Source organism: Lewinella sp. (assembly GCF_050633125.1).
GTDB lineage: Bacteria > Bacteroidota > Bacteroidia > Chitinophagales > Saprospiraceae > Lewinella.
This window is the reverse complement of sequence record NZ_JBOEFX010000051.1, coordinates 22186-47263: the sequence shown is the minus strand read 5'-3', so window position 1 is coordinate 47263 and position 25078 is coordinate 22186. Positions and strand designations below refer to the sequence as shown.

Annotated in this window: 23 protein-coding genes; 8 read left to right on the top strand and 15 right to left on the bottom strand. The window is 43.5% G+C overall.

What is annotated here, in order from left to right:
- Positions 1-24: 24 nt before the first annotated feature.
- Positions 25-1407, bottom strand: coding sequence for a cryptochrome/photolyase family protein (locus tag ACRBG0_RS12300; protein WP_431487183.1), 1383 nt, complete (start codon positions 1405-1407; stop codon positions 25-27).
- An 82-nt stretch (positions 1408-1489) separates the two neighbouring features.
- Here ACRBG0_RS12300 and ACRBG0_RS12295 point away from each other — a divergent pair, with 82 nt between their 5' ends.
- The 5 genes from ACRBG0_RS12295 to ACRBG0_RS12275 all read left to right on the top strand — a co-directional run bounded on the left by ACRBG0_RS12295 (position 1490) and on the right by ACRBG0_RS12275 (position 6398).
- Positions 1490-2236: a tetratricopeptide repeat protein gene (locus tag ACRBG0_RS12295; protein WP_431487182.1), complete on the top strand. Its 747-nt coding sequence runs from the start codon at positions 1490-1492 to the stop codon at positions 2234-2236.
- Entirely contained in the window at positions 2202-5042 is a 2841-nt protein-coding gene (locus ACRBG0_RS12290; RefSeq protein ID WP_431487181.1) for a M16 family metallopeptidase, read from the top strand. Before ACRBG0_RS12295 ends, ACRBG0_RS12290 begins: the two co-directional genes overlap by 35 nt.
- 48 nt (positions 5043-5090) lie before the next feature.
- Positions 5091-5489 (top strand): hypothetical protein, encoded by a 399-nt coding sequence (locus ACRBG0_RS12285; protein ID WP_431487180.1) that lies wholly within the window; start codon positions 5091-5093, stop codon positions 5487-5489.
- Positions 5490-5595: 106 nt separating this feature from the next.
- On the top strand, positions 5596-5952 hold the full coding sequence (locus ACRBG0_RS12280; RefSeq protein WP_431487179.1) for a hypothetical protein: 357 nt from the start codon (positions 5596-5598) through the stop codon (positions 5950-5952).
- Positions 5953-6041: 89 nt separating this feature from the next.
- A complete protein-coding gene (locus ACRBG0_RS12275; RefSeq protein WP_431487178.1) occupies positions 6042-6398 on the top strand; it encodes a hypothetical protein in 357 nt (118 codons plus the stop codon).
- A gap of 29 nt (positions 6399-6427) precedes the next feature.
- Here ACRBG0_RS12275 and ACRBG0_RS12270 read toward each other — a convergent pair whose 3' ends face one another.
- The 10 genes from ACRBG0_RS12270 to ACRBG0_RS12225 all read right to left on the bottom strand — a co-directional run bounded on the left by ACRBG0_RS12270 (position 6428) and on the right by ACRBG0_RS12225 (position 18017).
- Positions 6428-7051 (bottom strand): FMN-binding negative transcriptional regulator, encoded by a 624-nt coding sequence (locus ACRBG0_RS12270; RefSeq protein WP_431487177.1) that lies wholly within the window; start codon positions 7049-7051, stop codon positions 6428-6430.
- 4 nt (positions 7052-7055) lie between these two features.
- A complete protein-coding gene (locus ACRBG0_RS12265; RefSeq protein WP_431487176.1) occupies positions 7056-8144 on the bottom strand; it encodes an endonuclease/exonuclease/phosphatase family protein in 1089 nt (362 codons plus the stop codon).
- 39 nt (positions 8145-8183) lie between these two features.
- Positions 8184-10784: a DNA mismatch repair protein MutS gene (gene mutS / locus ACRBG0_RS12260; RefSeq protein WP_431487175.1), complete on the bottom strand. Its 2601-nt coding sequence runs from the start codon at positions 10782-10784 to the stop codon at positions 8184-8186.
- A gap of 103 nt (positions 10785-10887) precedes the next feature.
- Entirely contained in the window at positions 10888-11760 is an 873-nt protein-coding gene (locus ACRBG0_RS12255) for a glycosyltransferase (protein ID WP_431487174.1), read from the bottom strand.
- A 116-nt stretch (positions 11761-11876) separates the two neighbouring features.
- Positions 11877-12347 carry a ribonuclease H-like YkuK family protein gene (locus tag ACRBG0_RS12250; protein ID WP_431487173.1) on the bottom strand — a complete coding sequence of 157 codons (471 nt, stop codon included), beginning with the start codon at positions 12345-12347 and terminating at the stop codon, positions 11877-11879.
- A gap of 209 nt (positions 12348-12556) precedes the next feature.
- Positions 12557-13285 (bottom strand): 3-keto-disaccharide hydrolase, encoded by a 729-nt coding sequence (locus ACRBG0_RS12245; protein WP_431487172.1) that lies wholly within the window; start codon positions 13283-13285, stop codon positions 12557-12559.
- A 53-nt stretch (positions 13286-13338) separates the two neighbouring features.
- Entirely contained in the window at positions 13339-14133 is a 795-nt protein-coding gene (locus ACRBG0_RS12240; protein ID WP_431487171.1) for a creatininase family protein, read from the bottom strand.
- On the bottom strand, positions 14120-15652 hold the full coding sequence (locus ACRBG0_RS12235) for a hypothetical protein (protein WP_431487170.1): 1533 nt from the start codon (positions 15650-15652) through the stop codon (positions 14120-14122). The genes ACRBG0_RS12240 and ACRBG0_RS12235 overlap by 14 nt, the downstream gene beginning before the upstream one ends.
- A gap of 30 nt (positions 15653-15682) precedes the next feature.
- Positions 15683-16750 (bottom strand): pyridoxal-phosphate dependent enzyme, encoded by a 1068-nt coding sequence (locus ACRBG0_RS12230; RefSeq protein ID WP_431487169.1) that lies wholly within the window; start codon positions 16748-16750, stop codon positions 15683-15685.
- A gap of 334 nt (positions 16751-17084) precedes the next feature.
- Positions 17085-18017 (bottom strand): DUF4846 domain-containing protein, encoded by a 933-nt coding sequence (locus ACRBG0_RS12225; RefSeq protein WP_431487168.1) that lies wholly within the window; start codon positions 18015-18017, stop codon positions 17085-17087.
- Between the two features lie 190 nt (positions 18018-18207).
- Between ACRBG0_RS12225 and ACRBG0_RS12220 the strand changes: the two genes are divergently transcribed.
- Positions 18208-19431 (top strand): T9SS type A sorting domain-containing protein, encoded by a 1224-nt coding sequence (locus ACRBG0_RS12220; RefSeq protein ID WP_431487167.1) that lies wholly within the window; start codon positions 18208-18210, stop codon positions 19429-19431.
- A 49-nt stretch (positions 19432-19480) separates the two neighbouring features.
- Here ACRBG0_RS12220 and ACRBG0_RS12215 read toward each other — a convergent pair whose 3' ends face one another.
- Both ACRBG0_RS12215 and ACRBG0_RS12210 read right to left on the bottom strand, forming a co-directional pair.
- On the bottom strand, positions 19481-19831 hold the full coding sequence (locus ACRBG0_RS12215) for a translation initiation factor (protein WP_431487166.1): 351 nt from the start codon (positions 19829-19831) through the stop codon (positions 19481-19483).
- 8 nt (positions 19832-19839) lie between these two features.
- On the bottom strand, positions 19840-22221 hold the full coding sequence (locus ACRBG0_RS12210) for an endonuclease MutS2 (RefSeq protein WP_431487165.1): 2382 nt from the start codon (positions 22219-22221) through the stop codon (positions 19840-19842).
- 199 nt (positions 22222-22420) lie between these two features.
- Here ACRBG0_RS12210 and aroC point away from each other — a divergent pair, with 199 nt between their 5' ends.
- Positions 22421-23506, top strand: coding sequence for a chorismate synthase (gene aroC / locus ACRBG0_RS12205; protein WP_431487164.1), 1086 nt, complete (start codon positions 22421-22423; stop codon positions 23504-23506).
- Positions 23507-23550: 44 nt separating this feature from the next.
- On the opposite strand, the gene ACRBG0_RS12200 is transcribed toward aroC, so the two are convergent.
- Both ACRBG0_RS12200 and ACRBG0_RS12195 read right to left on the bottom strand, forming a co-directional pair.
- Positions 23551-24147, bottom strand: coding sequence for a hypothetical protein (locus tag ACRBG0_RS12200; protein WP_431487163.1), 597 nt, complete (start codon positions 24145-24147; stop codon positions 23551-23553).
- A 16-nt stretch (positions 24148-24163) separates the two neighbouring features.
- Positions 24164-24664, bottom strand: a complete 501-nt coding sequence (locus tag ACRBG0_RS12195; RefSeq protein WP_431487162.1) for a KdsC family phosphatase — start codon at positions 24662-24664, stop codon at positions 24164-24166.
- 87 nt (positions 24665-24751) lie between these two features.
- Here ACRBG0_RS12195 and ACRBG0_RS12190 point away from each other — a divergent pair, with 87 nt between their 5' ends.
- Positions 24752-24958, top strand: a complete 207-nt coding sequence (locus ACRBG0_RS12190) for a T9SS type A sorting domain-containing protein (RefSeq protein WP_431487184.1) — start codon at positions 24752-24754, stop codon at positions 24956-24958.
- Positions 24959-25078: the final 120 nt, after the last annotated feature.

Sequence of the window (25078 nt, the reverse complement as noted above, 5' to 3'; positions counted from 1 at the left end):
GGGTAGGTGTAAATGACCATATATTTAGTGGCTCTTTTTAAAGAGCTCAATAGCTAAGGCTTTTTGGTCCTGGTGTTCAACAATTTGTTTGGGGTAGCCGTCTACATCAATAGGCTTATGTATTTCTTTACTTGAACAGGATTTCAATTCTGGTAGCCACTTTCGTAGAAAGACTCCTTCGGGGTCAAACTTTTTAGATTGGAGCTCGGGATTAAAGACTCTAAAATAGGGCTGAGCATCGCAACCAGTAGAGGCTGACCACTGCCAGCCGCCATTATTGGAGGCAAGGTCAAAATCTAATAGCTTTTCCGCGAAATAGGCTTCTCCCCAGCGCCAATCTATCAAGAGGTGCTTCGTCAGTAAACTGGCGGTAATCATGCGCACCCGATTGTGCATAAAGCCTGTGGCATTCAACTCACGCATCCCAGCATCAACAATGGGATATCCCGTCTTACCTTTGCACCAGGCTGCAAATTCCTCCTCATTATTACGCCACTCAATAAAGTCGTATTCCGGGCGAAAGCTGTTTTCCGCAACATGTGGGAAATTGGCTAAAATCTGTGCATAAAAGTCTCGCCAAATCAGCTCATTCAGAAAGGTTTCATTGAGTTGACGAGCGCGGCGAGCTTTTTCTCGGATAGAAATCGTCCCAAACCTAAAATGAATCCCCAGGCGACTAGTACCGTCCACCGCGGGAAAATCCCGGGTATCATCGTAATTTTTGATCAGGCCACGGCTAACCGTCTTGGAAGGAATCTCTATATCCGTGGTTTCAAAATTCATCTCTGCTAGCGTCGGAAATGAGAATGCTTCACTCGTCTGATGAAGATTAGAAAAATATTTTTCGGTAGGGTAAGGTTTCAAGTAATAGGAAAGCTTAACTTGCTGGCCATTCTCCTCAATTGTACCTTCCTTTTCGTCCAACTTGGCTTTCCAGGTCTTGCTGTAAGGCGTAAATACGGTATAGACACCGCCGGCCTTTTTGGTAATCTCTTCTTCTTCAAAAATTACATGGTCCTTGAAGGTGCGAAGCGGAATCTGCTGCTTTTCTAAAAGCAAGGATACTTTCTCATCTCTTCGACGAGCGTATGGCTCATAGTCATGGTTAGTATAAACGGCTTTGACCTCAAATTGCGCTAAAACTTCCGGCCATACGTCTTCCGGTGTCCCGTATTTCACCAAAAGGTCGCTACCTTGCTCTTTCAGCTCCTTCTTTATCTCCGCTAAGGCGTTATGAATAAATTCGACGCGCGCATCCGCACGATCAGACAATTTATCCAAAATATTACGATCAAAAATAAAAAGGGGAAGCACCGGCCATTCACTCTTTAGTGCTTGATAGAGCGCCGCATTGTCTTCTAATCGCAAATCACGGCGAAACCAAAAAATAGAAATTCCTTTACTCATGGTTTTGTAACAGCAAGGTTAATGCTTAGTTCAAGAAATATTTTACTTTTGACAGGTATTTCTTCACCAATTTGCTATAAATATGAGTACCAATTACGTTCTACTAATTGCTTTGCTATTTACCTTTTTTGCCTGTAGCACTCCGGAGCCCAAGGATGAGCTGACGCTAATGGAAGAAAGCTTCTATCAGCAACCTGACAAAGAAAAAGGCCAGGCGCTCGTTGCTGCTTTCGAGACGAAATTGGACACGATGCAAGGAGAACCCTCCGAGAAAATAAATCTACTGAGCAAGACCGCCACTATTTATTTCCGAATGGGAGCTAACGAAGGATTACAGGCTAATTATGCACGCTTACTGAATGAATTCAAGGATCAACCTATTGCCACCAAAGCAAGTCAGAACATCCTTGACACACTACTGCATAGTATCACTGACCCTACAACACAGCGTTTGGTGCCTAATGTTGCCAAGCAATACATCGCATTAACAGAGCTTTACGCTAAAGCGAAACCCGATGCCCCTGAAAGTCCTGAGCAACTCTACAAAGCAGGAGAAATAGCTCGCTCTATTGGCGCTTACCAGCAAGCCTTGGGCATCTACGCCACCATCGAAGGCTATTTCCCGCAGTACGAAAAAGCGCCAAAAGCCTTATTTATGCAAGGGTTCACCTATGCTGAAGACCTTGGAGATGAAGAAAAAGCAAGGGAGCTTTACGAAGCTTTCATCGCGAAATATCCCAACGATGATTTTGTCGATGATGCTCAAATTTTACTAGAAACATTAGGAAAAACGGATGAAGAAATCTTCCAACAACTGGAGAATCAATAGTAGCATTGTACTGCTTGTATGCTGTGGGGTTTTGTCTGTATTGAATGGGCAAAACCCTTCCAGCTATTGGCAACAAGAACTCCCTGTTGACAGTACGATACAGCAGGGCGTTTTGGCCAATGGCCTCTCCTATTTTATCCGCCCAAACAATGAGCCTCAGCAACGGGCAGAATTACGACTGGTCATCAAAGCAGGCTCTCTGCAAGAAGAGGAAGACCAATTGGGTGTGGCCCACTTCGTAGAGCACATGGCCTTTAATGGCACGGAAAAATTTGCGCAAAACACGCTCATCGATTTTATCGAAAGAAATGGTTCTCGCTTTGGTGCAGACCTCAATGCTTATACTTCTTTTGCGGAAACCGTCTACCAGCTACAAGTCCAAACAGACAGCCTTGCCCTGGTAGATACCGCCCTCCAAGTACTGGCTGAATGGAGTAATAAAATCACTTTCGACCCGGAAGAAGTAGATAAAGAACGTGGCGTAATCATTTCCGAGTGGCGCAGTCGATTGAGTTCCAACCAACGTTTGCAAATGCAGGCTTATCAGACTTTACTGGCAGAATCGCGTTATGCACAGCGCTTGCCTATTGGTAGCCCCAATTTGATTGATACCGTTTCGGCACAGCGCTTAATCGACTTTTACCAACGTTGGTACCAACCAAAAAACATGGCTGTTATTGTCGTTGGTGATGTTGATCCTACCTGGATAGTAACCAAGATTGAAAGCTATTTCTCTGAATTGAGCAACAACGACTTTCAGCCTGCGGAAAGCTACCCACTAGATACCGCTCAAGTTCAACGATTTCTCCTGGCTACCGATGACGAAGCGGCTTTTACGCGTTGGGAGCTAACGTTTCAGTTGGAGCCCCAAAAAAGCGACCTCTCGTTACAGGGGCTTTGTTACCAGTTGCAGCGTTCTCTCTTTGGCAGTTTGATAAACAAACGACTTGCTAAGCTCAAGGAAACGGCCATTCCGCCTTTTACTTTTGCCTATTCTGGTTTTGCTTCTCTGCCAGGAAATTACCACAGCTACCGGCTGAGTGCTTTAGGGCCAGCAGAACAACTTAACGAGGCGCTTTATACCGTCATGAATGAAACCCGGCGGGTCGTCCTGCACGGTTTTAGTGAGGAAGAATTGGCCTTTGAAAAAAAGGCTATGCTTGACCAATATCAGCAGATGGTCAAAGAATTAGACAAAAGGTCCAGCAGTAGTATTGCCGGTAGCATCAGAAATGCATTCCTGGAGGATAGCAAGGTGATAGATTTCAATACACTCCCCTCTTTTGCAGCAGATTGTTTAGGAAAGATCACTTCTGCTGAGTTGCAAAATCTAGCTCACAAGGCACTGGCTTCCGAAGTTCGTAATGCCATTATCACCACCAATTCGGAGCTAGCCCCTACCCTTCCTGACAGCACTGCATTCTACCAATTGCTCGATCAACTGCTTTTGCTTCAGCCAGCGGCTCCTGTTGCCCCTTCGCAGCAAGGCCCTCTCCTTAGTGAACAATTGCCTGCTCAAAAGGCCATGCTCACCAGTTATGACAGTGTTCTCCAGGTGAGCAGTTATGAATTACCTAACGGCGTAAAGGTTATACTTAAGCCTACCAATTTCAAAAATGATCAAATCAGATTCCGGGGCTTCAGTCCAGGTGGCATCAGTCTTTATGACGACGACGATTACCCGAGTGCCCGCCATGCCTTGTCTATTCTCGATCAATCTGGCTTGGATACTTTTCGCGAAAGCGAGTTGTTGCAGTTGTTGAGTGATCAAAATGTGAGTGTCAATCCATATCTAGGGTCTTACGAAGAGGGTATCTCCGGCAGTAGCAACCAGGAGGACATTGAAACGATGTTCCAGCTGATTTACCTTTATTTCACCCGTCCTCGGTTTGACAGCCTCGCTTTAGCGGCCTATCAAAAACGGCAAATAGATATTTACGACCGATTGGATGAAGATCCGCGTACCGCTTTTGGCCGGATGGTTATTGATAAGAAATACGGCTACCATCCTCGGCGGCCTAATTTTTCCATTGAAGAGTTTGAAGCGATCAACTTGGCGCGTGCAGAAGTCATTTATCGCGAACGCTTTGCCAATGCCGCCGATTTCAGTTTTGTCTTTGTGGGTAATTTTGCTCCTGATAGCTTAATGCAATTTGCAGCCCAATACTTAGGTAATTTACCTGTCAATAATCAAGCCGTCGAGCAGTGGAAAGACCGCGGACTTCGGCTCAGCAATACCCCTTTGGATACCACCGTTATTGCGGGGCAAACGCCTAAAGCAGAAGTCATCCTGGAGTGGCATGGCGCCTTCCCTTACAGTAATCGGGATACTCGTTTGCATTTCTCGGCCTTGCAGGAAATACTTTCTTTTCGCTTACGGGAAAAACTACGCGAAGAAATGGGTGGCGTCTACGGCGTAAGGGTAAATATGAGGATGCAGTCTATCCCCGATTCTCTACACCACACGACGATCCGGTTCAATGCCTCGCCCGAAGAAGTAGATACGCTTATCGCAATGGTTTACGACGAAATAGCCTCGCTTGCAGCGGGAAACATCCGCCAAAGTGACTTGGACAAAATAAAGGCCAGTCGGATGAAATCCTACGAAGAAGCCTTACGCAACAACGGATTCTGGCTGGGACAAATCGCTCAGTGCATCCGTATGGAATACGATTTTAAACGGCTTTATCCCGAGCGTTACAGGCAGCGGCTGGATTCGCTGGATACCAACAAATTTGGTGTTGTTGCGAAGCGGTATTTGATGGATGCTACGCATTTTAAGTTTGTGTTGTTGCCGGAGATGTAGGTACAACCGACGCCAAACGGTGTTTATCAGAAAATCAAATGATCAGCGATGAGGCTATTCCTACTAATACTATTGCTATCCGTTACCTGCAATTGCTGTAAGTCTTATGTGTATGATCAGCAGAAAATTCCTTGTAACTGTTTCACAAAAGAGCTACCCTCTTTCTGGCAACAAGAGGATGGATATTATCTTTTCAAAAATGATAAGTGGGATAAATTTTATTACATTTTCACTTATGGAGGCCAGTATTGCTTGGAAGGTATGAGGCAAAAACGTTTTGTCAGGCTCTACGGGGAACCCAATGAAATTATTGGCGATAGCTTAATATACCACATGGATGGTGGTTGCAAAGAACGAGATCATTGCAATGTTCAGATTTTTGAGTTTCATGAGGAACGGCTATCCAAAGTTCATCTTATCAGGCCTTGGGGGAATATTCCTATTTAGTGCAGCTAGTAGCTTTACTTATGCGAATATTTTGTAAAACAATACTTTGGGTAGCTCTTATTAAACTAATAATTAGGAATTTCATTTATTCAATAAAAACCAGGATATGTCGAAAAACGTTTTTTTATTCTTTTTTGCACTCTTAATACTGTCTGGGTGTACTAATCAGGATTCCCAGGAAAAAATTAATTATCACTTAGAGAATATCAATCGTATACGAGTAAATCAGGCTTTTTCCAAAAGGGTCTATTCTTCAATTTTTATTTTAGAGGAATTAACTGGATTGTCTTCCTCTGCTTCTTTTGGTGACATATCAATATATACTTCTAAAGATAGTATTGATCATGACCTTCAGTTGTGGAATCAATGGAAACTTGACCATAACCAAGAGTTCAGCATTGAGGATAGTATTAATACAATTAAAAAAGATATTTTGAGTACGGTAGATTGGTTAGCAGATTAATTGCCATCCACAGTTCTTCTTAATACTTCAGGAAAAACAAATAGTGGAGCCTTACTAATTCCCTCACATTGATTACAAAAATTACACACATGAAAGAAAAAATAACTGCTGAAATTTCAGAGGCTGGAGAAGTTCCACTTTTCTTATTGATTCCTATGTTTAAAGAGAGCATGAATAGAGATCAAATTAAATATCCTATAATGGATAATATTGAAAATTATGATCTTAACAGCACTGGCTTTTTGAAATTGCTAATGACAGTTCTTGAGTTAATTCTTTTCAAAGGCTATGGACTATTCTACTATCAAACTTCTGAAATAGCAACTAGATGGGATGATGATTTCCACTTAGTCGCTAATTCAGAAGTTGAAAAAATTCTACTAGACCGTAAAAGCTGGATCCCTGGCAAAAAAAAGGTTCATTACTTTATTTCAATGAAGGAGTAAAACAACAACTCCCTAAAGAGCTTACCCCACTACTCCCCCTTCCCAATATTCCTAACCATAGCCTCTCCCAGATCACGAATAACGCTATCCGTCGATTGACTCAACTCAGCGGCAATGCGCTCTTGCTCGGCTGGGGTCTTATTTTGACTCATTTTGGCTTTCGCCTGAACTTCGGTCACCTCTAATTCAAAGGCTACAATTCCTGCCAGCATGGCTTGCTTGTAGCCATCCGAAAGGCTAGCCCACTGTGCTTGATAGCCTTCTTCAAATGTGGCAATCAGGCGTTCTAAATGAGCGAAACCTTCTGCTTCCTTAGCCAAAAGACGGGCCTTCCCATAAACGTGAACGGCTTGATAGTTCCAAGTAGGTACATTTTGGGTCTTATCGTAATGACGGGGCGAAATATAGGCGTGTGGTTCCGCAAAAATAACGAGGACCTCTTGCCCATCTTCCAAAAGCTTCCACTGTGGATTAGCGCGAGCAAAATGGGCTTCCAGTAACAGCTTGTCATCCACCTTCCTCACAACAAAAGGCAAATGAGTAGCCATGGGACGTCTGCCATCCTGATTTACGATAGTTGCAAAAGGATACGCATGAAGAAAGGATAAAACCTCCTCCTGGTCATCTACATTATAGTGAGAAGGAATGTACATAAGCCTACAATAATTCCAACTGCACCCACACCGGCTGGTGATCGCTAAACCGGAATCGCTGGTCTAGTGTCTTCACTTTCAAAGCCTTAATATTGGGAGAAATCAGGAAGAAATCGATTACAGTACGGAAGGTGTTTTCAGCATCGTAAACACTCCGAAGTTTGCGGTTACTGGGCACGGTGGGATCGTAAAGCCATTGCCAGTCTTCACCCACAAAATCTGCCGCAATATTGCTCTGCGTATAGCCATCTGCTTCTCCTGGCGAAAAAGTGTCGAAGGGAAAGAACGGTGGGCATTGGTTCCAGTCGGCACCGACGATTACATAATTTCCTTTATCATATTCCGAGGTCACCAATTTTTGAAGAAAGACCATCTGCTGCTTTTTGAGCACGCCTCCTTTATCATAAGCAGAAAGATGGGCATTGATCACCACCAGTTCCTTGCCGGAAGCTGTAGGAAAACGACTAATGAGTAAACAACGATCAAGCTGAAAAATTCGGGTTGGCCAATCAAAACTCCCAGGAAGCTGTAACCGGCGTTCGGCAGTGGGCTGCCAACGGCTGAGCGAGGCAATACCTGCTTCTACTTTCCCGTAAGCGCGCCAAGGCTCCAATATCGGAATAGGCACGCGTGTTACGCGATAATTAGCAGCGTAGCTAGCGGCATAATCAGGGCGTTGTGCCCGAAGACTATCCAGTTGTTGAGTGTAATAAGAACGCCGTGAGTTCAGATCAACCTCCTGAATAAGAAAGATATCTGCTTCTGTACTTTTCACAAACAACTCTGCTCCATCGAGGTTTTTTTGCACCAGTTCTTCACTGGGGCGGATCATTTTCCCATTAGACATGAAAAAGCCACCACTGTCAAAGAAAAAGTTGGATTCCTCCCCTAGGCCAGCATACCCCATATTCCAGATCGCTACAGAAATGATGCTATCTTCGATAACATCGTTAGCGCTTTGCGCATAAACATCAACCGGCAAATCCTCCTCAGGTTGCCAGTCGGTTAGGGTACCATGCAGCAAAACACCGCCCACATACAGTAAGAAGATTGCTACCAACAGCAAAGATATCCTGATCGTTTTACGCATCATAGCAACTTAATTTTAGAAACGGCACGAAAATACTTATGGTTATTCCTCCAATAACTTTTTCAGCTCATTGAGCTTCATCATACACTCAATGGGTGTCATATTATTGATCTGCAAATCCAGCAATGTTGCTTTCAACTGCCCAGCTACCGGATCAACGGTTTCGAAGATACTCAACTGCATGGCTTCTGTGCTGATGGCTTCCGTAGCGGGACGTGCAACCTTAGGTTCTCCCTTTGTTTCTCCGTCTCCCTCAATATGCTTTTGCTCCAATTGAGTAAGAATCTGCGTAGCCCGATCTACAATAGAATGAGGCATACCCGCCATTCTGGCAACGTGAATACCAAAGCTATGGTGGCTGCCACCCTCAGCGAGCTTACGCAAGAAGATGACTTTTTTACCCAGTTCTTTCACCGAAACATTAAAATTCTTGATTCGGGGGAATTTTGTTGCTAACTCATTTAGTTCATGATAATGCGTAGCAAAAAGCGTCTTGGGATAGGATTTCCCATTGCTGTGAAGGTATTCTGCAATCGACCAGGCAATACTGATTCCGTCGTAAGTACTGGTACCTCGCCCAATTTCATCCAACAGGATGAGCGAACGATCCGAGACATTGTTCATGATACTGGCGGTCTCGTTCATCTCCACCATAAAGGTAGACTCGCCGCTGGAGATGTTGTCACTGGCTCCTACACGAGTGAAGACCTTGTCCACAATACCCAAGCGGGCGGCTTTCGCCGGAACAAAGCTTCCCATTTGGGCCATCAAACAAATCAAAGCAGTCTGCCGTAAGAGAGCCGATTTACCCGACATGTTAGGACCGGTAATCATCATGATTTGCTGTTCGTCTCGATCAAGGAAAACATCATTGGGAACATACGCTTCGCCTAGCGGCAAGTGCTTCTCAATCACAGGGTGACGCCCTTCTTTGATGTCAATAACGAAGCTATCGTCTATTTGCGGTCGTACGTAATAATTTTTCACCGCGACCTTGCTAAAAGAGAGCAAACAATCCAAGCGGGCAATCAAGCCGGCGTTGCGTTGTACCTGCGGGATAAAGTCTGCTAATCGCAACACTAACTGCTCGAAAAGAGAAGCCTCCAAGACCAAAACCTTCTCCTCCGCGCCTAGTATTTTATCCTCCAGAAGTTTTAACTCCTCTGTGATATATCGCTCTGCGTTGGTCAACGTTTGTTTCCGAGTCCACTCCTCTGGAACGTCATTTTTAAACCGGTTGGTTACCTCTAAGTAGTAACCAAAGACATTGTTAAAGCCAATTTTGAGACTGGTTATCCCGGTGCGTTCTACTTCGCGGTTTTTGATTTCTACAAGGCGGTTACGCCCATTCTTCATAATATCCCGAAGGTCATCAAGTTCTTCCGACCAACCATCTGCGATGACGCCACCTTTTGAGAGGTTTACCGGTGGGTCTTCTTTGATTTGTTTACCAATTTCCTGACACAGCACTTCACAAGGGTCGAGGCCATTGGCGATCTTCTGCAACATCTCCTCTTTGGTCCCCTGCAAGGAAGCTGCTATCAACGGAATCGTTTCCAGTGATCTCTTCAAGGAAGTTATTTCCCTCGGGTTGATTTTACCTAACGGAACTTTGGCGATCAGGCGCTCCAAATCACCCATTTGGCGAATGTAGCCACTCAGTTCTTCTACCTGTTCTGGAGATTGCACAAAATGATCAACCACCTGCAAGCGAGCTTCAATATCATTTACATCCTTGAGTGGAAGTACGACCCATTTTTTCAGTAACCTCCCTCCCATCGGAGAAACGGTATGATCAAGGATGTTGATCAACGGTACGCCACTTTCGTGTGGACTGTAAATCAATTCAAGGTTACGAATCGTAAAGCGATCCAGCCACACATAAAGATCAGGCTGTATGCGGCCAATGGTATTAAGGTGCTGGACGTTTTTGTTCTCCGTCGTTTCCAGGTAATGCAAAATGGCACCTGCCGCTACTTGCGACAATTCCATATCCTCTACCCCAAACCCTTTGAGTGATTGTATCTCAAAATGGTGGAGCAATTTCTCTCTGGTGTAATCTAGCGAATACACCCATTCATCGAGCGAAAAAACATGAAAACGTTCTCCAAAACGTTCTTCAAAACCTTTCTTCTTGTCTTTTGAGAGGATAACTTCCGAAGGGCGGAAACTTTGCAATAGTTTATCAACGTATTCCTGGTTGCCTTCACAGACTAAAAACTCGCCGGTAGATATATCCAGTAAAGCCAGCCCCATCTGCTGCTGTTTGCCAAAATACAAGCTGGCCAAAAAGTTATTCGTCTTATGATCCAAGAGCTTATCGTCGATAGCCAGTCCTGGCGTAACGATCTCGGTGACTCCTCGCCGAACAATCTTTTTCTCTTTCGAAGGTTTCTCTAGCTGCTCGCAGATAGCTACCCGGTGACCAGCTCTGATCAATCGGGGCAGATAAGTATCTAAAGAATGGTAGGGAAAACCAGCCAATTCAACATCACTGCCGCCATTGTTTCTACTGGTCAAGACAATGCCTAACACCTGAGCGGCAACAACGGCATCTTCTCCAAACGTTTCGTAAAAATCACCTACTCGAAAAAGCAAGATAGCCGAAGGGTGTTTGGCTTTTACGGTAAAATACTGCTTCATCAAAGGGGTTACCTTCGTAGATTTCTTTTTTGCTTTTGCTTTTCCGGCCAAGACTACGGTAATATTTAGTGAGTCAGCAAATATACCTAAATCAAGGGTATTATCAACTCCGTTTTGCTCCAGTATAAAAACCCTTGCTCCAGTGCAGTAGTAAATACAGGATGACAGGGGTGTACAATAAAAATTTGGCCCAATATTTACTGCGAATAACCCGCGAAAAAATACTCAGATAACGAAATTTGGCTAAAGCGAAAGCTAATATTGGAAGTTTAAAAACAAGCTGAGGAGGCATTCCGTGTGCACGACGTACAATGGCAGAAAATTTGCCCAGCATGGTCTGGTTGCGACGAATGCCAGCCAGATCTGTCTTATTGAGATGCGCAATGCGGATACCGTTGATGCGAAATATTTGCCCGCCTTGATCTGTAAACTTCTTACAGAAAAGCATATCCTCAAAAGCACGGTCATCTGTGAAGTATCCAATTTTATCAAAAACCTCTTTGCAGCAAGCAAAATTGCACGTAGCTGCTGCGTGAGCCGGTACCTTATGTCCTGAAAAGTCCAAAAAATGGTTGAATTCTACCAGGAAAGAGCAAGTCCCGTAAACGCTATCCTCAGTGCCATTTTCGATCACGCCTGTCAATATTACATTGTGTTCCATGTTTTCCCAAATGTTCTCCAGCCAATTCGGCTTGGCAACACAGTCGGAATCAATCAGCGCAATGACCTCTCCCTGAGCAGCTTTTATTCCTATATTTCTTGCCGATCCTGGGAAGGTCTGCTCTTTCAGTGAAATAAGTTGAACCTTAGGAATCGTCGCACAAAAGGCAGCCAACTCATCCTGTTTATGCTTATCAGAGCTGTCTGCAATGATGATCTCATAAGTACCGCTAAAATCCTGCTCCAGGATAGAGACGATACATCTTTGTACCGTCTCTGGTTGATTATAAGAAGGGATAACGACCGATAATTGCATAGGCTTTACTCAATGTTTTTGACAGTGTGCAACTTACGTTTTTAATTTATAAAAAAAGGTCAACCCGAAACAGGTTGACCTCTCTTTTATCATTTTATGACAATTCAAAACAGCATTTACACCATCTTATCAGCACAACTGCTACTTGCAAAAGCATCAGGCTTAGCTTTGAATACAAAGCCCATTCCCAGGATATACCCCATAGCTTCTTTCAATGCTACGTTGCTTTCAAAGTCCGGATCGGTGTTAATATCTGCGTGAACTTCCAGTTCTACATCATATTTATCCAGCAAATCACATAGGTTGTAGGCTACGTTTACAGAACGAGCTACTTCTGAGATCATCCGCTCACGGATAGACATTTTACGGTATTCTTTATGGTTACTGATAAACATGAACCCTCCACGCTTTTCGCGTAAGAAAACGATGACCGTAGCATATTCAATAACGCCTCCCTTCACTTGTGAATCGGAACCAATACAGACTTTCATCCGATGGCCATCTGCCAGTTCTTTTTTCAGTACTTTTTCTACGGCTACTTTAAGATCATCCTGAATAGATTTACCGTTCAGCCTTCGCCACTTCATTACCATGTCCGATATTTTTATTATCGGAAGATAGTCATTATCACCCTATTTAAAGGAGTCAAAATCCACTTCCAGTGATATTTAATGTTGCGATCAAATAAAATTTACAAATCATTGATCATACGCAACGGACACTTAACATCAGCTAAGAGCGGAATGGTTCCCGCTTGGCAAAAAAGTTAATAAACTGGGGCTAAAAAGAAGGATACTTAAAGCTCCCTGATCCAGATATTACGAAAACTCACAGGGTTACTATGGTCTTGGAGTTTAATGGGGCCTGGGCCATGTGGTTCGTTTTGAGGTAGACCAATGTACGGTGTTGTTCCTTTGATCTCTACGTGATTTTGAACCAAGACGCCATTAATCAAGACCGTGATGTAGCCAGAGGCCACCTTCATTCCGTTATCGTTAAATCGAGGAGCCTTAAAGATGATATCATAAGTATTCCATTCGCCGGTAGGCCGAAGAGGATTCACCAACGGAATATGCTGTTTGTAAATAGCTCCAGCCTGGCCATTAGAGTAGGTTCGGTTCTGATAGCTGTCCAGAATCTGGACTTCGTAGATGCCCTGGAGGAAGACACCGCTATTCCCACGGCCCTGTCCCTCGCCTTCAATCACAAGAGGAGATCGCCACTCCAGGTGCAACTGACAATCGCCAAATACTTTTTTGGTTTGAATATCACCTGTACCCTTTGCAACAGTGAGGTGCGTACCCTCTTGTTTCCAGCCAACGGCTTTACCGTTGAGGTGTTCCCATTGGTCGGTATTGGTGCCATCAAAAAGGATATATGCATCTGCTGGCGGGCCATTTACGGGGCCAGGGTCAACCGCGCGGGGCTCTGGGTCCCAAACTTCGGTAGCTACAGGGTCAGTAATTTGAGCCGAAAGAAAAGGTCCTGTCAGAAAAAGGAAAAGCAAGAAAAAAAGTGGTTTCATCTTTTTTTCTTGCTAATTAACAACATTTTGGGATTTATCCCAATTCCAATCTTTTAATGGCGAGGCTGATAAAGCTTTTCAAGTGGCGTCTTCTTCACAAAGTCGACAAATTTCACCAGTTGGTGAATCATAATGTCCCACATTTTTACACCTTTCTCTGCGGTTGCAATTGTTGCATCTCCCATTACGCCAGAGTTGGAAATTTTACTGGTACGAACATACCAGCTCACACTGCGGTCGTCATCAAAATTCAAAAAATCACTACCAAAGTCGAGTGTCTCATTGACGGCCTTATCCATCTGCACAGCTTCAGGACGTAAGGCCAGGGTTGTACTAGTCTCAATCTCACCGGCGTGGATATCATTTGGTGTACTTGCAAGCTTAGCAATATCCGTATCGCTGGTATCACCAGTGTCTACACAAACGAAGATGCGGGCATCCCGATTGATCATCTGAGCTGCATAATTCAGCGTAGGGGCATTATCGCCATGCCCATTGATAATGATAATCTTCTTCACGCCTTGCTTGGCCAGATTCATGCCAATATCATAGACAAAAGCAGACAAAGCGTTATTCGTAACACTTATGGTACCAGCAAAATCCTCATGGTGATAAGAAACACCGTAAGGGATAGCAGGCAACACGAGTGGCTTGGGATCAGAGCACATTTCTGCTACCTTACGGGCCAAGTATTTGGCATCGTAATAATCAATATCCACCGGTAAATGCGGGCCGTGTTGCTCGATAGCACCACAAGGCAGCAAAACCGTATCAACGGTTTCCAGGCGTTCCTTGATTTCCTCCCAGGTCATCTCTTCCCAGAGAAAACCCTTTCTACTTCTGTTCATTGTTTATCGTAAATTTATAAGGTTTGTTTTCGGCCAATAAGTCCACCACGGATGTTGTATCCCATTTGTGGTGATTACGGCGTACTATTCCTTCCGAATACTCATTAAATAGTGATAAAAGTTGTTCCCGGATATTCTCCGGCATATCCTGCAAATTGCTGCGCTCCTCATCAAAACGAAGTTGCATGATTTCAGGGTTCTTTTTAGCCAGTTTACGGGTATGAGGATTATCGCTGATTAACTCTTTTTCTAATAATAGATGATATAATTGTTGGGCATCAGAACCCAATTGTTTAACACTTTTTCCTTCTAAAGCCTTAAGACATTGGATTATTTGATCTTCGCTGTAGCCACAGCGTGCGGGATCCTCTTCAAGTGCTTTCAGCATTCCGACAATCCGGCGACACTTTTCGCATTTGCCACAAGGCATCATTCGCTCCCCTTCCTTATGAGCGGCATGACAAGAAACCTGAAGGCTTTGCAAATCAGGATAACGTTTTACCAAGATTTTTAAAATCAAAAGTTCGGAAAGGGATCTTAGAATAGAAAACTGGAAAAAATCCCAGCCTTTTTTATCGTAGTAACGCGTAAGTGCATTGTCAAAATATTTGCTCTGGTCATACAGCGCAGCATAATGCGTGATTCCATTTTGTTGTAATTGCAGTGTGGTATCGTACTCGTTACCGATAATAATATTCCTCACCTTACGCTTACGCGCCAAAGGAAGTACACCAAACAAGAAAACAGAAACTGTCCACAATCGAATGGGATAAATATCGGCGCGAATATTTTGGTAATTCTCCCGGATAAAAGGCATCTGGCGAACCATCCAATTGAAAATACGGTCGCAGTTGCACCACACCCGGCTAGTATTGGGCTCTATCTCCAGCATTTTGTGGTAAGCATTGTAGGCCGTATACCAGTGCCGACCGGATTCATTTACATAGATGGGATGCGCTGTCTGCAACTCATTCAGGATGCCATAACTCAGTAAACTATCCTTGCCACCACTACTAAGAATAATATAAGCATCATTGTCCAATTCAGCAGAAGCGGCTGTTTTATGCTGAACAGTTTTGGGGGTTGATTCTCCTTCAAAGATCAACTTAGCAGCCGTATACTTACTCTTTTTTTCAGGTGCTAAATCGCTGAATGCTGGTCGTAAAAACTCATTGTTTGCCAGCAGCTTATGTACGTACACTTCACGCGAAGTATTCTCTGTTACTGCCCGCAAAAAAGACTGATCTTTTTCATCAAAAGCACCTTCAAAAATGATCTCGTCACAGAACAAGCCATAATTCAAGGCAACCTGTGCGGCCATGGTAGAAGCCAGATTACGATCCTCCCATTTTTTAGGGTCAAAAACCTTTTCAGTATATGCGTAGATGAGTGTATTCGATACAGTTTCACCATCTTTCTTACCCAAGGTATAGGTGGCTTTCATCCGTTTAGGTTCTACCACAATCTCATGCACCTTGAGGTAGTCAAATACAATAAAATCTGACAATTTAATTGACATCAACCCGGTTTTAAAAATGCTAAAAAAAGATTACTTGGAATTTTTGGCCGTTAGAATAGCAACGTAGCGATCCGGCTCTATCTCATTTTTTTCGTGTTGCTTCAGCAGTCCAATCAATCCTGCAGTAGAGGCAGGAAGTATACTTTTCGATTCCTTATTAAGGAGGTATTTAGACATGCTTTTCATCTCCTGGTCACTTACATTGTGTGCACTTCCATTACTTTCTTTCATCGCATACAAAGCCTCTTCGCCATCAAAGCTGTGCCAATTGATTAAAGGTTCATTGAACTTTGTTTCTTTAATGAGGTCAGGATTTAAATCGGCGCAGTAATCCAACCCTTTATTAAAGGAATAAACGATAGGGTTTTTCCGTACAGAAGAAGCTCCCAGCATCTGCGGCACACGGGATGTTTTACCTCTCTTATAAAGAGAAACAAACCCACGATAAATTCCTGCCAGTAGCGTTCCATTAGAAATAGGGACCGCACAAATGCGGGGAGCATCGCGCAGCTGATCATAAATCTCGAATGCAATTTGGCTATAAGCCATAATCTGTAAAGGTGTATTCGCACCGCCAGGGTTGGCATCATACCAACCATTGTCTTGTGCCAGCTTGCTACTTTCCGTCACACTGTCTTCATAGCTACCGTGCAGGCGGAGAATCTCGCTACCCAAATCAACCATCTCTTCAATCCTGGCAGTATGATAGGATTCAGGAATGAATATTTTGCACTCGATACCTGCCAAGTGCGCCGCCAAAGCAACCGCTGATCCATAATTCCCACAAGTAGCAAGGCTGATCGTATCGTATTCACGACGCAAAGCATCGTAAACCTGTGCAAAAGCAATACGGTCCTTCTGGGTTCCCGTTGGGTTATCGCCTTCTGTTTTAAGGTAAAGTTGGCGCAGATTATAGTCTCGCTCCAGAGATTTAGCCCGCATCAAGCTGGTATCCCCTACTTCGATATTTATAATATCTTCGAAAACTTCCAGCCGGTCTATCAGACTGTTGTTTTTGTTCTTAACAAATTCACTGTACTCCTTTGCTTCTTTCGATACTTTGAGTTCAATGCTATTCGTAAGATCCCGTAAATTCATAATTGAATTTCTTATTAGTTACCCCAAAATAGGGAACTTTTAGCGAGGGCGGATCAATAACTGTCAGATTCCCTAGGAGTAATTTTGGCTTTATCCTTCGTTAAAGAACCGCCTCCCTTAGCTACGGCTAAGGTCGGGAATCTTTGCCTTGGTTAAAACCAAAATTACTAGCCTATTAAACCCGACTGTTATTAATCTGCCCCCGCTTGGCGAAAAACGCCGCAACTTAGGGGCATTTTAAATGAGATGCAATAGGTGAGGCAAAATATAGGAAAACTAATGCCCGCGTATTTCTGTATTTCTAAAACCGGTTTCAACATGGAGGAACTGTATACTAGAATTTCCGCAAATCACGCCCCTTGAAAGACCACTCTGGGGTTCTAAATACGTCTTCAAGTGTGGGAACTTCATACCAAGGAGAATCGGCACTTGGATTTTGTAAAACATGGATATCCTGAGCTGGCATATAACTCTGTGCCAATAATATTCTTTTCTGATGAGTTTCAGGATGAACGACCATATCTACTACTATGATCGCATGACCAGGGCTACCGCCCTGAATAAAGACATCTCCGATCTGTATGGCATCTAAAGTCTGAGGCTTAAGCTCTTTAGCCACCGACAAGGTACCAGCGTAAGCAAACACCATATTCAAGTAGGACCGAAAGGCACTATAGGAGGTATCCGCTGATCGCGCAGCCGTCCAGCTAACCTCATTACCCCTTACATAGATACGTTGCCCTGCACGCCACTTATTGTATGGCGCATTGAACCCATTGGTGAAATGGAAGGAAATATCATCGTAGGCTTGCTGTTGCCATAAATATTCGGCACGCAAGCGAATGATAGCGTCCGCACACTGCTGAAGATCACGGGTACCTACGTCCATATCGATCACTGCACTTGCAGCTACCTGATTCCTTTTTTGCTTGCCATCGAAATGAAAGACTGGAGTACCGTGGGGTTTGAGGGGCAATTTTCGCAAGTAGGCAGCAAAAGAGTTTCCGCCAATGGACTCGCGTATAAATCCGAGGGGAGATGGAAAGCGTTGTTCGATAGTCGTACCGCTGGTGTCTAACTTATAAACCACTTCGTAGTTTGACGGCTTGGTCGTTCCCTGGATAGTTGCAGATAAAGATGCATTACTTGCTTGGCTAACAGCCGCTGATTGGGATACAGAAGCGTCACAGCCACAAACTACTCCTAGTAATAGGATGAAGAAAATAACAAATATCGCGTTTTGAAAAGTGGGTTTAAATGGTTGCAACGGTCGGCTGTTTAGGATAAGTAGTGTCTTACAAACGAAGAATTCCACAAAGTTGTTTTACCACTTATCTTCTCTATCCTGCTCGTTACTTACCGTAACCGTCAACTTATCAAAAACCTATTTCCTGCTGACACTACTCTCCTTAGCTTTGAGAAATGAACGTTTTAATTCACCACTCAAAAATTTGATTATGAAAAACTTATTACTAACACTCTCTTTGTGCTTGAGCATTGCATGCGGACATACTCAAATCCTGAACCCGGAAATCAACGTGGAGGTACGAATAGCAGAATTTTACGGAAACTCCGACAATGATGCCACCACCACTGACGAGCAAAGTATGTTGATCACCAGTATTTTGAATGATGGAACGAACAGCCTTAACCTTTCTGGATGTAGCATATTTGATTGCGACGCACCTTGTACCGTCAATGAAGATACAGATGTCGGTCCATTCTATTTTGGCTGGATCAGAGGCTGGGAAGAAGATGTTGCCATCGATTTTCAACTCCACGCCTGGGGAGATGAAGGTGGTTCTGAATGCGTGTTTGATACGGGAGATCAAGATGAATTTTCTGGCTTGGCTTCTAATTTCAACCTAACGAACCCTGTACTTACAAACAATCGCAACCCCATACAATGGCATGCTGACTTAGGCAGTAACGATGGCTGGTTATTTGACAATAGCACCTTGTTTAACATCAAGCCACAAATCATTTGGGCTTATCGCTTTGGCGATAGTTGTAGCGACCCACTCGACTTTGGTAATATCGCCAACGGAGAAACCAAAACACATACCAATAGTAACCGCAGTACACCTGGCGTACTTATGGGAGAAGCTGCCATCGGCTATACCAATCAAAATGGTGACTTTCATGCGTCAGCAGAAGCTTACTATTCGTTTTCTTTGGCAGAAGCTTCGATGGTCACAATCTCCACAGATAACCCAGGTACTTCCTACGATACTTTTCTGGGATTACAAGCGGCCAACTGTGAAGAGGTCATTACTACAAATGATGACGTCTCGGATTTCAATCTAACTTCGCGTATAGAAATAGAGTTGGAGGCCGGCAACTATACAGTGTTTGTAGAAGGATTTGAGATGGAACAAGGCAACTTTGAGTTAAGCATTACAGCCAATACCATTGTAGGCACACAAGATTTAAATGCTGCGCTTCCTATTACGATAGGCCCTAACCCCACCGATGGTTTACTGAATATCTCCATTGATGACTCATCACTACTACATGATGTAGTGGTGGAAGTTTACAGCTTACAGGGACAGCTACTACAAAAAAATGGTTTGCCGACAAGCAGCACTACACTTGACTTAGGTACTTATTCTGTCGGAACTTACCTGGTGCGTATCATCACCCCAGAAGGACAACTGACGAAGAAGGTGTTGGTTTACTAGACAATATAGCGACGTCGAATGGAAGGCATTGAGAAAATGTCTTCCATTTTTATCCTCCGCTTTTCTTGGTTTGGCTATAGCCTTTATCAAGCAAGAATTTCAATACTTTATCTCTTTGGTCGCCTTGAACAAGGATTTCACCGTCTTTGGCAGATCCACCTACACCACAGTACGTTTTGAGTGATTTTGCCAAGCCTTTAAGATCCTCATCATTGCCTTCAAAACCAGTAATCAGTGTAACTGCTTTCCCTTTGCGCTTTTTGCGATCCAGCCAAATGCGGAGTTTCTGATCAGCTGCATCAAGCGTTTCTTCTTCCTCTTCTTGTTGATTAAGGTTGACATCGGGGTTAGTGGAAAATACTAGTCCGCCCAAATTCTTCCATTCGTTATCTCTGGCCATATCAATTGTTATAAATCTACTAAAGTTACGCCGTCACCTCCTGCTTCGGCAGCGGGATGGTAGACCTCCATGGTGACATTATATTCCCGCAGCTTCTTTTTAACGGCATCCCTGAGGGAACCATTGCCTTTTCCGTGGACTATTCTTAAATTGGAAACATCCGCCAAAAGTGCTTGATCTACAAAATCTTCTATCACCTTCATTGCCTCTACATAACGCATCCCTCGAATATCAATCTTGCTATCAAAACGAGCTGCATAATCGATGTCAGAATGTACACTCTGGGTAGTTTTCACATCAAGGGGCGTTTTTGCCAACTGTAAATCACGCAGCTTTACCGTCATTCGCATCCCTCCCATTATCATAATGGCATTCTTTCTGTCTATACTCTCTATTTCTCCGGTTGCGCCACCTGTTTTTAGTTTAACAAAATCACCTACAGCTAAGGGACGATCCTCAAATAAGGCTTGGTCTGGATGATAAATTTCTTCTCGCAAACCACCTACCTGTTCAGAAAGATTCTCTCGTTGATACTTGATTTCAAGTGATACCTTCTTGGCTTTATCCAGGTTCTTTTCTTCTTTCAACTCCCGGATCAGGCGCTCTAATTCTTTATTTTCCTGCGCACTTTGCTGCAACTCCTGCTCTTTGCGTTCAAGTTTATGTTTTTTGCGCTTGTATTCCAGATCACGATGCAGTTGATCGTACGTCTTTGTGAGTCGGTCTAGCAACTTCTGCTTGTCGGTAAGCTCATTAAGCCTTTCTTCTACCTCTTGCTTCTCGCGCTGTAAGTCAACCAATAAATCATCAACAGCTCGTTCATTACTACCAATCCGTTTACGGGCATATTTCAAGACTCTCCCCGGCAAGCCACTCTTCCCTGCGATCTCGAATGCATAGGAGCTGCCTGGCCGCCCTACTTGCAATTCGTAACTCGGAGATAAATTATCCTTGTCAAAGTGCATCGAGCCATTGACCAATCCGCGGGTTTTAAACGCGAATACTTTTAGATTACTATAGTGAGTGGTAATAACCCCATATATCTTACGGCGATTGAGTTCAAAAAGCACAGATTCTGCAATAGCACCACCAATCTTTGGGTCGGTACCAGAACCAAATTCATCAATCAACACCAAGGTGTCCGGATTAGCGTGCTCCAAAAATACCTTTGCATTCTCTAACCGTGAACTATAGGTAGATAGATCGTTTTCTAACGATTGTTGATCGCCAATATCTGCAAATAACTGTTCAAAAACCGCCATTTCTGTTTGACCATCAACCGGCAAAAGCAAGCCACATTGGAACATCAACTGTAATAAACCAACGGATTTCATGGTAATCGATTTCCCCCCTGCATTTGGCCCACTGAGCACAAGGATGCGATTTTGACCAAAAAGGGAAAGGTCGAAAGGAATGGTTTTACGCCCAAGCCCTTTATTTTTCAAATAAAGCAGCGGATGCCGTCCCTTGATAATGGCAAGTGTTGGTTGTTTTTTTGTGCGCGGACGAACAGCATTGAGTTTCAGTGCCAACTGGGCTTTGGTCTGCACGACATCAAAACGGATGATCAGGTTCTGATAATCATGCAAGGAGGGTAAATACGGCCGCAGCGTGGCACTCAATTCTTTGAGGATACGATAAATCTCTCTTTTTTCTTCTTGCTGAAGGTCAAAAAGGTCATTATTAATATCAATAACACCTTCCGGTTCAATGAATGCCGTACGCCCTGTGCTGGATTCATCATGGATAATACCTCTGATTTTCCGTTTATGCTCGGAAGGTACACTCAGCACGCGGCGGGCATTACGAAAACTTTCGACGTTATCTGTGAGCCAGCCTTTCTTACGATAAGTATCAATAATGAGTCGGAACTGCCGGTCCATTTCCCGGTACTTGCTTTGAATGTGGCGGCGAATTTTCTGCAACTCAGCCGAAGCATCCGGTCGGATATTCCCTTCTTCATCAATCACCCCTTCAATGGCATGTAATAAGTCTTCATTAAAATGAATGGGGCGAATAATATTGTAAAGCGTTTCATAAGCCTCCTGACGATCCTTATTGAAAAACTTGTAAATTTCTTTAATAAAAAGTAATAAGATATTCAGTTTCTGCAAACCATCTTCCGGGAGAACGAAGCCTGCGATTTCTAACATCCGCAATTCCTCATTGATCTCTTGATACGCACCAATGGGAAAATTATCACGCTTCTCCAAACTACGGCGAAATTCGTCTACCTCATCTAACCCTTGTTCAATATGAGCTAAATTAGACATGGGCTGAATAGCCCGTATTTGTTCTTTGCCTTGTTCTCCAAAACAAGCCTCCTCCAACAAGGAAAGAATCTTATCAAACTCCAACTTTTCATATAAATCACCTGGTTCCAGTCGCATCTTGTACTTTCTTCTACTACCTATATATTTTCAGCCCGCAAAGATAAGACTTCAAATGGTTTAAGTCTATTGCAGCTGCGTACTTCTAACTAATCCTTTGTCTAAAAAGTTTCAATATGCTTAGGAGATTGTAATTTTTACCAATTTATAACTTTTACTGTAGGCCCTAAGTCCTACCTTAGCGCGGCATCAAATAAAAATGATTGTGGCAGGTAGTAATTTTGGCACCCTATTTCGGATCAGTACGTTTGGAGAATCCCACGGCAAAGCCCTAGGCGTAATCGTTGACGGCTGCCCCGCAGGAATAGCTATTGACGAAGATTATATCAGTACAGAATTGGCCCGCAGACGGCCAGGGCAAAGCAAAATTGTCACCCAACGCAAAGAAGCTGATCAGGCACAAATTCTTTCAGGGGTTTTTGAAGGTTACTCAACAGGCACTCCTATCGCAATGGTGATTTTCAATGCAGATGCTCGCTCTAAAGATTATAGCCACATTGCAGATAAGTTCCGCCCAAGTCATGCCGATTATACCTTCCACGCAAAATACGGCGCTCGTGATTATCGTGGCGGGGGCCGTTCCTCTGCGCGTGAGACAGCTGCCCGTGTAGCGGGTGGCGCCATAGCTAAGCTTTTCCTTAAACATTATGGAGTTGATGTTTTTGCTTATACTTCCCAGGTGGGAAAATTACAAATGAGTAAAAATTATCAAGAAATAAGTAAAGAGTTAATTGAATCCAACCCCGTCCGTTGCCCCGACCCCACAATGGCTGCAGAGATGGAGGATTATATTAAAGAGATCCGAAAAGACGGTGATACTGTAGGCGGTGTTGTGAGTGCAGTGGTGCAAGGCTGTCCTTCCGGCCTAGGTGAACCTGTTTTTGATAAACTGCACGCTGACTTAGCGAAAGCCATCATGAGCATCAATGCTTGCAAAGGCTTCGAGTACGGCTCCGGCTTTGAAGGTGTTAGCATGCGCGGCAGTGAACACAACGATGCTTTCTATCAGGAAGGAGAAGAAGTAAAAACTCGAACAAATTATAGTGGAGGTATCCAAGGCGGCATCTCTAACGGAATGGATATCTATTTCCGGGCAGCTTTCAAGCCGGTAGCCACCATTGTTGCTGACCAGGAATCGGTCAATGAGGCAGGAGAATCAGTTACCGTTTCCGGTAAAGGACGGCATGACCCTTGTGTGGTACCACGTGCAGTGCCTATAGTAGAAGCGATGACTGCTCTGGTCATAGCCGATCATTTGCTACGGCAACGGGCGAGTCAGGTTTGATTGAAAATCAGCTCCATGAATGCCTCCAGAAAAGCGAAGGTTCTTTACCTGAAGCTTCTCAATGTTATGTATTCTGTACCTACAAAAATTGATAAAAGCACAAAAATCACGATTAAGCCTACAATCAAAAGTCCCTTGAATGGGATATTGGGTTTTTCTTCAAAAGACAGTGGCAACAAACAAATAAGAAAAGCATAACCAGATAAGAATCGTAGCCATCGTCTATTTTTGTCTTTATGTTCCTCTACCTTTTCTAGATTACAATAATCTTTATTGTTTTTCGTGAGAGCATGAATTGCGTAAGATCCTGAAAACAACGTGGAATATTCTATATCAATAATGTCTCCAACTTTAACCTCTTCTTTGAAGAGATTATGGCTAAACTCCTGGTAATCAATATTACTTATTTCGAATTCTCTGTCATCTCCATCGAGCTTGATACTAATTAGGGGAGACCTTTTTTTTCCTGTTTCTTCTAAATATTCGAATGAGTGCAGCTTTTTGCCTCTCAAACTATTAAGATCTATTGAATTTACCTTAGATGGGATTACAAAGGACAGCAAGAAAAGAATAGTGCAAAATAAAAGACCTTGAACAAACTGTACTTTTTGTTCTTCCCAAGTTTTTCTTGAAGCCTTCATTCTTTCACTTTTTGATTTAAACCTCCCACTGCCCATTCAGCTTCAGTACCTTTTCAATAACGTCGCGGGCGCAACCTTCACCGCCGTTGAAGCCGGAAATATACTGTGCAATGGCTTTGATTTCGCGAGCTGCATTGGCCGGACAAGTAGGTAGCCCTACCCTTCTCATTACCTCATAATCCGGTAAATCATCTCCCATGTAGAGAATGCCAGCTTCGTCCAGATCGTACATATCAACGACCTCCTCGTAGGTTTCTATTTTGTCGGAAATACCTAAATACACATCAGGCACGCCTAGGTTCTGTAGCCGAACCCTCACCCCTTCCGATTTTCCGCCACTGATGATCACCACTCGATAACCTTCCTCCACAGCACGCTTTAGCGCGAAGCCATCCCTGATGCTCATTTGCCGCAACAACTGGCCATCCTGCATCACTAAAACACTGCTGTTTGTAAGTACACCGTCAACATCAAAAATAAAGGTGTGAATTTGTCCAAATACTTCCAGGTTATTCATACTACTGTAGGAAAAATTATAAAGATTGAAATGAAGTTACGGGCAAATGTAAGCGCAATAATTCAGAAAATTGTTTTCGGTTAACACATTGATTGTTTTGTACTATCTAAGGAAGTATTCCTAAATATCGTGAACCAAGGTGGACAGGTATTGTTGAATAAGTCGTACGAACAATTGGGAACCGGTAACTACCGCGAACAATTAGAATTGAGCAATTTACCTGTTGGCTTATACCTGCTACAATTGGTAACTCCTGAGGGACAAGCTACGCAGCCTTTGCTCATTATTAAATAGGATTTTTCAAGTTTAGATAGGTGGTTTTGAGGCGCATTCCCTTTTAGGTGAATGCGCCTTTTTATGTTCTATATTTGTATATATGAGGAAAAGATCAGACCTTCATTAGTAATAAAATTT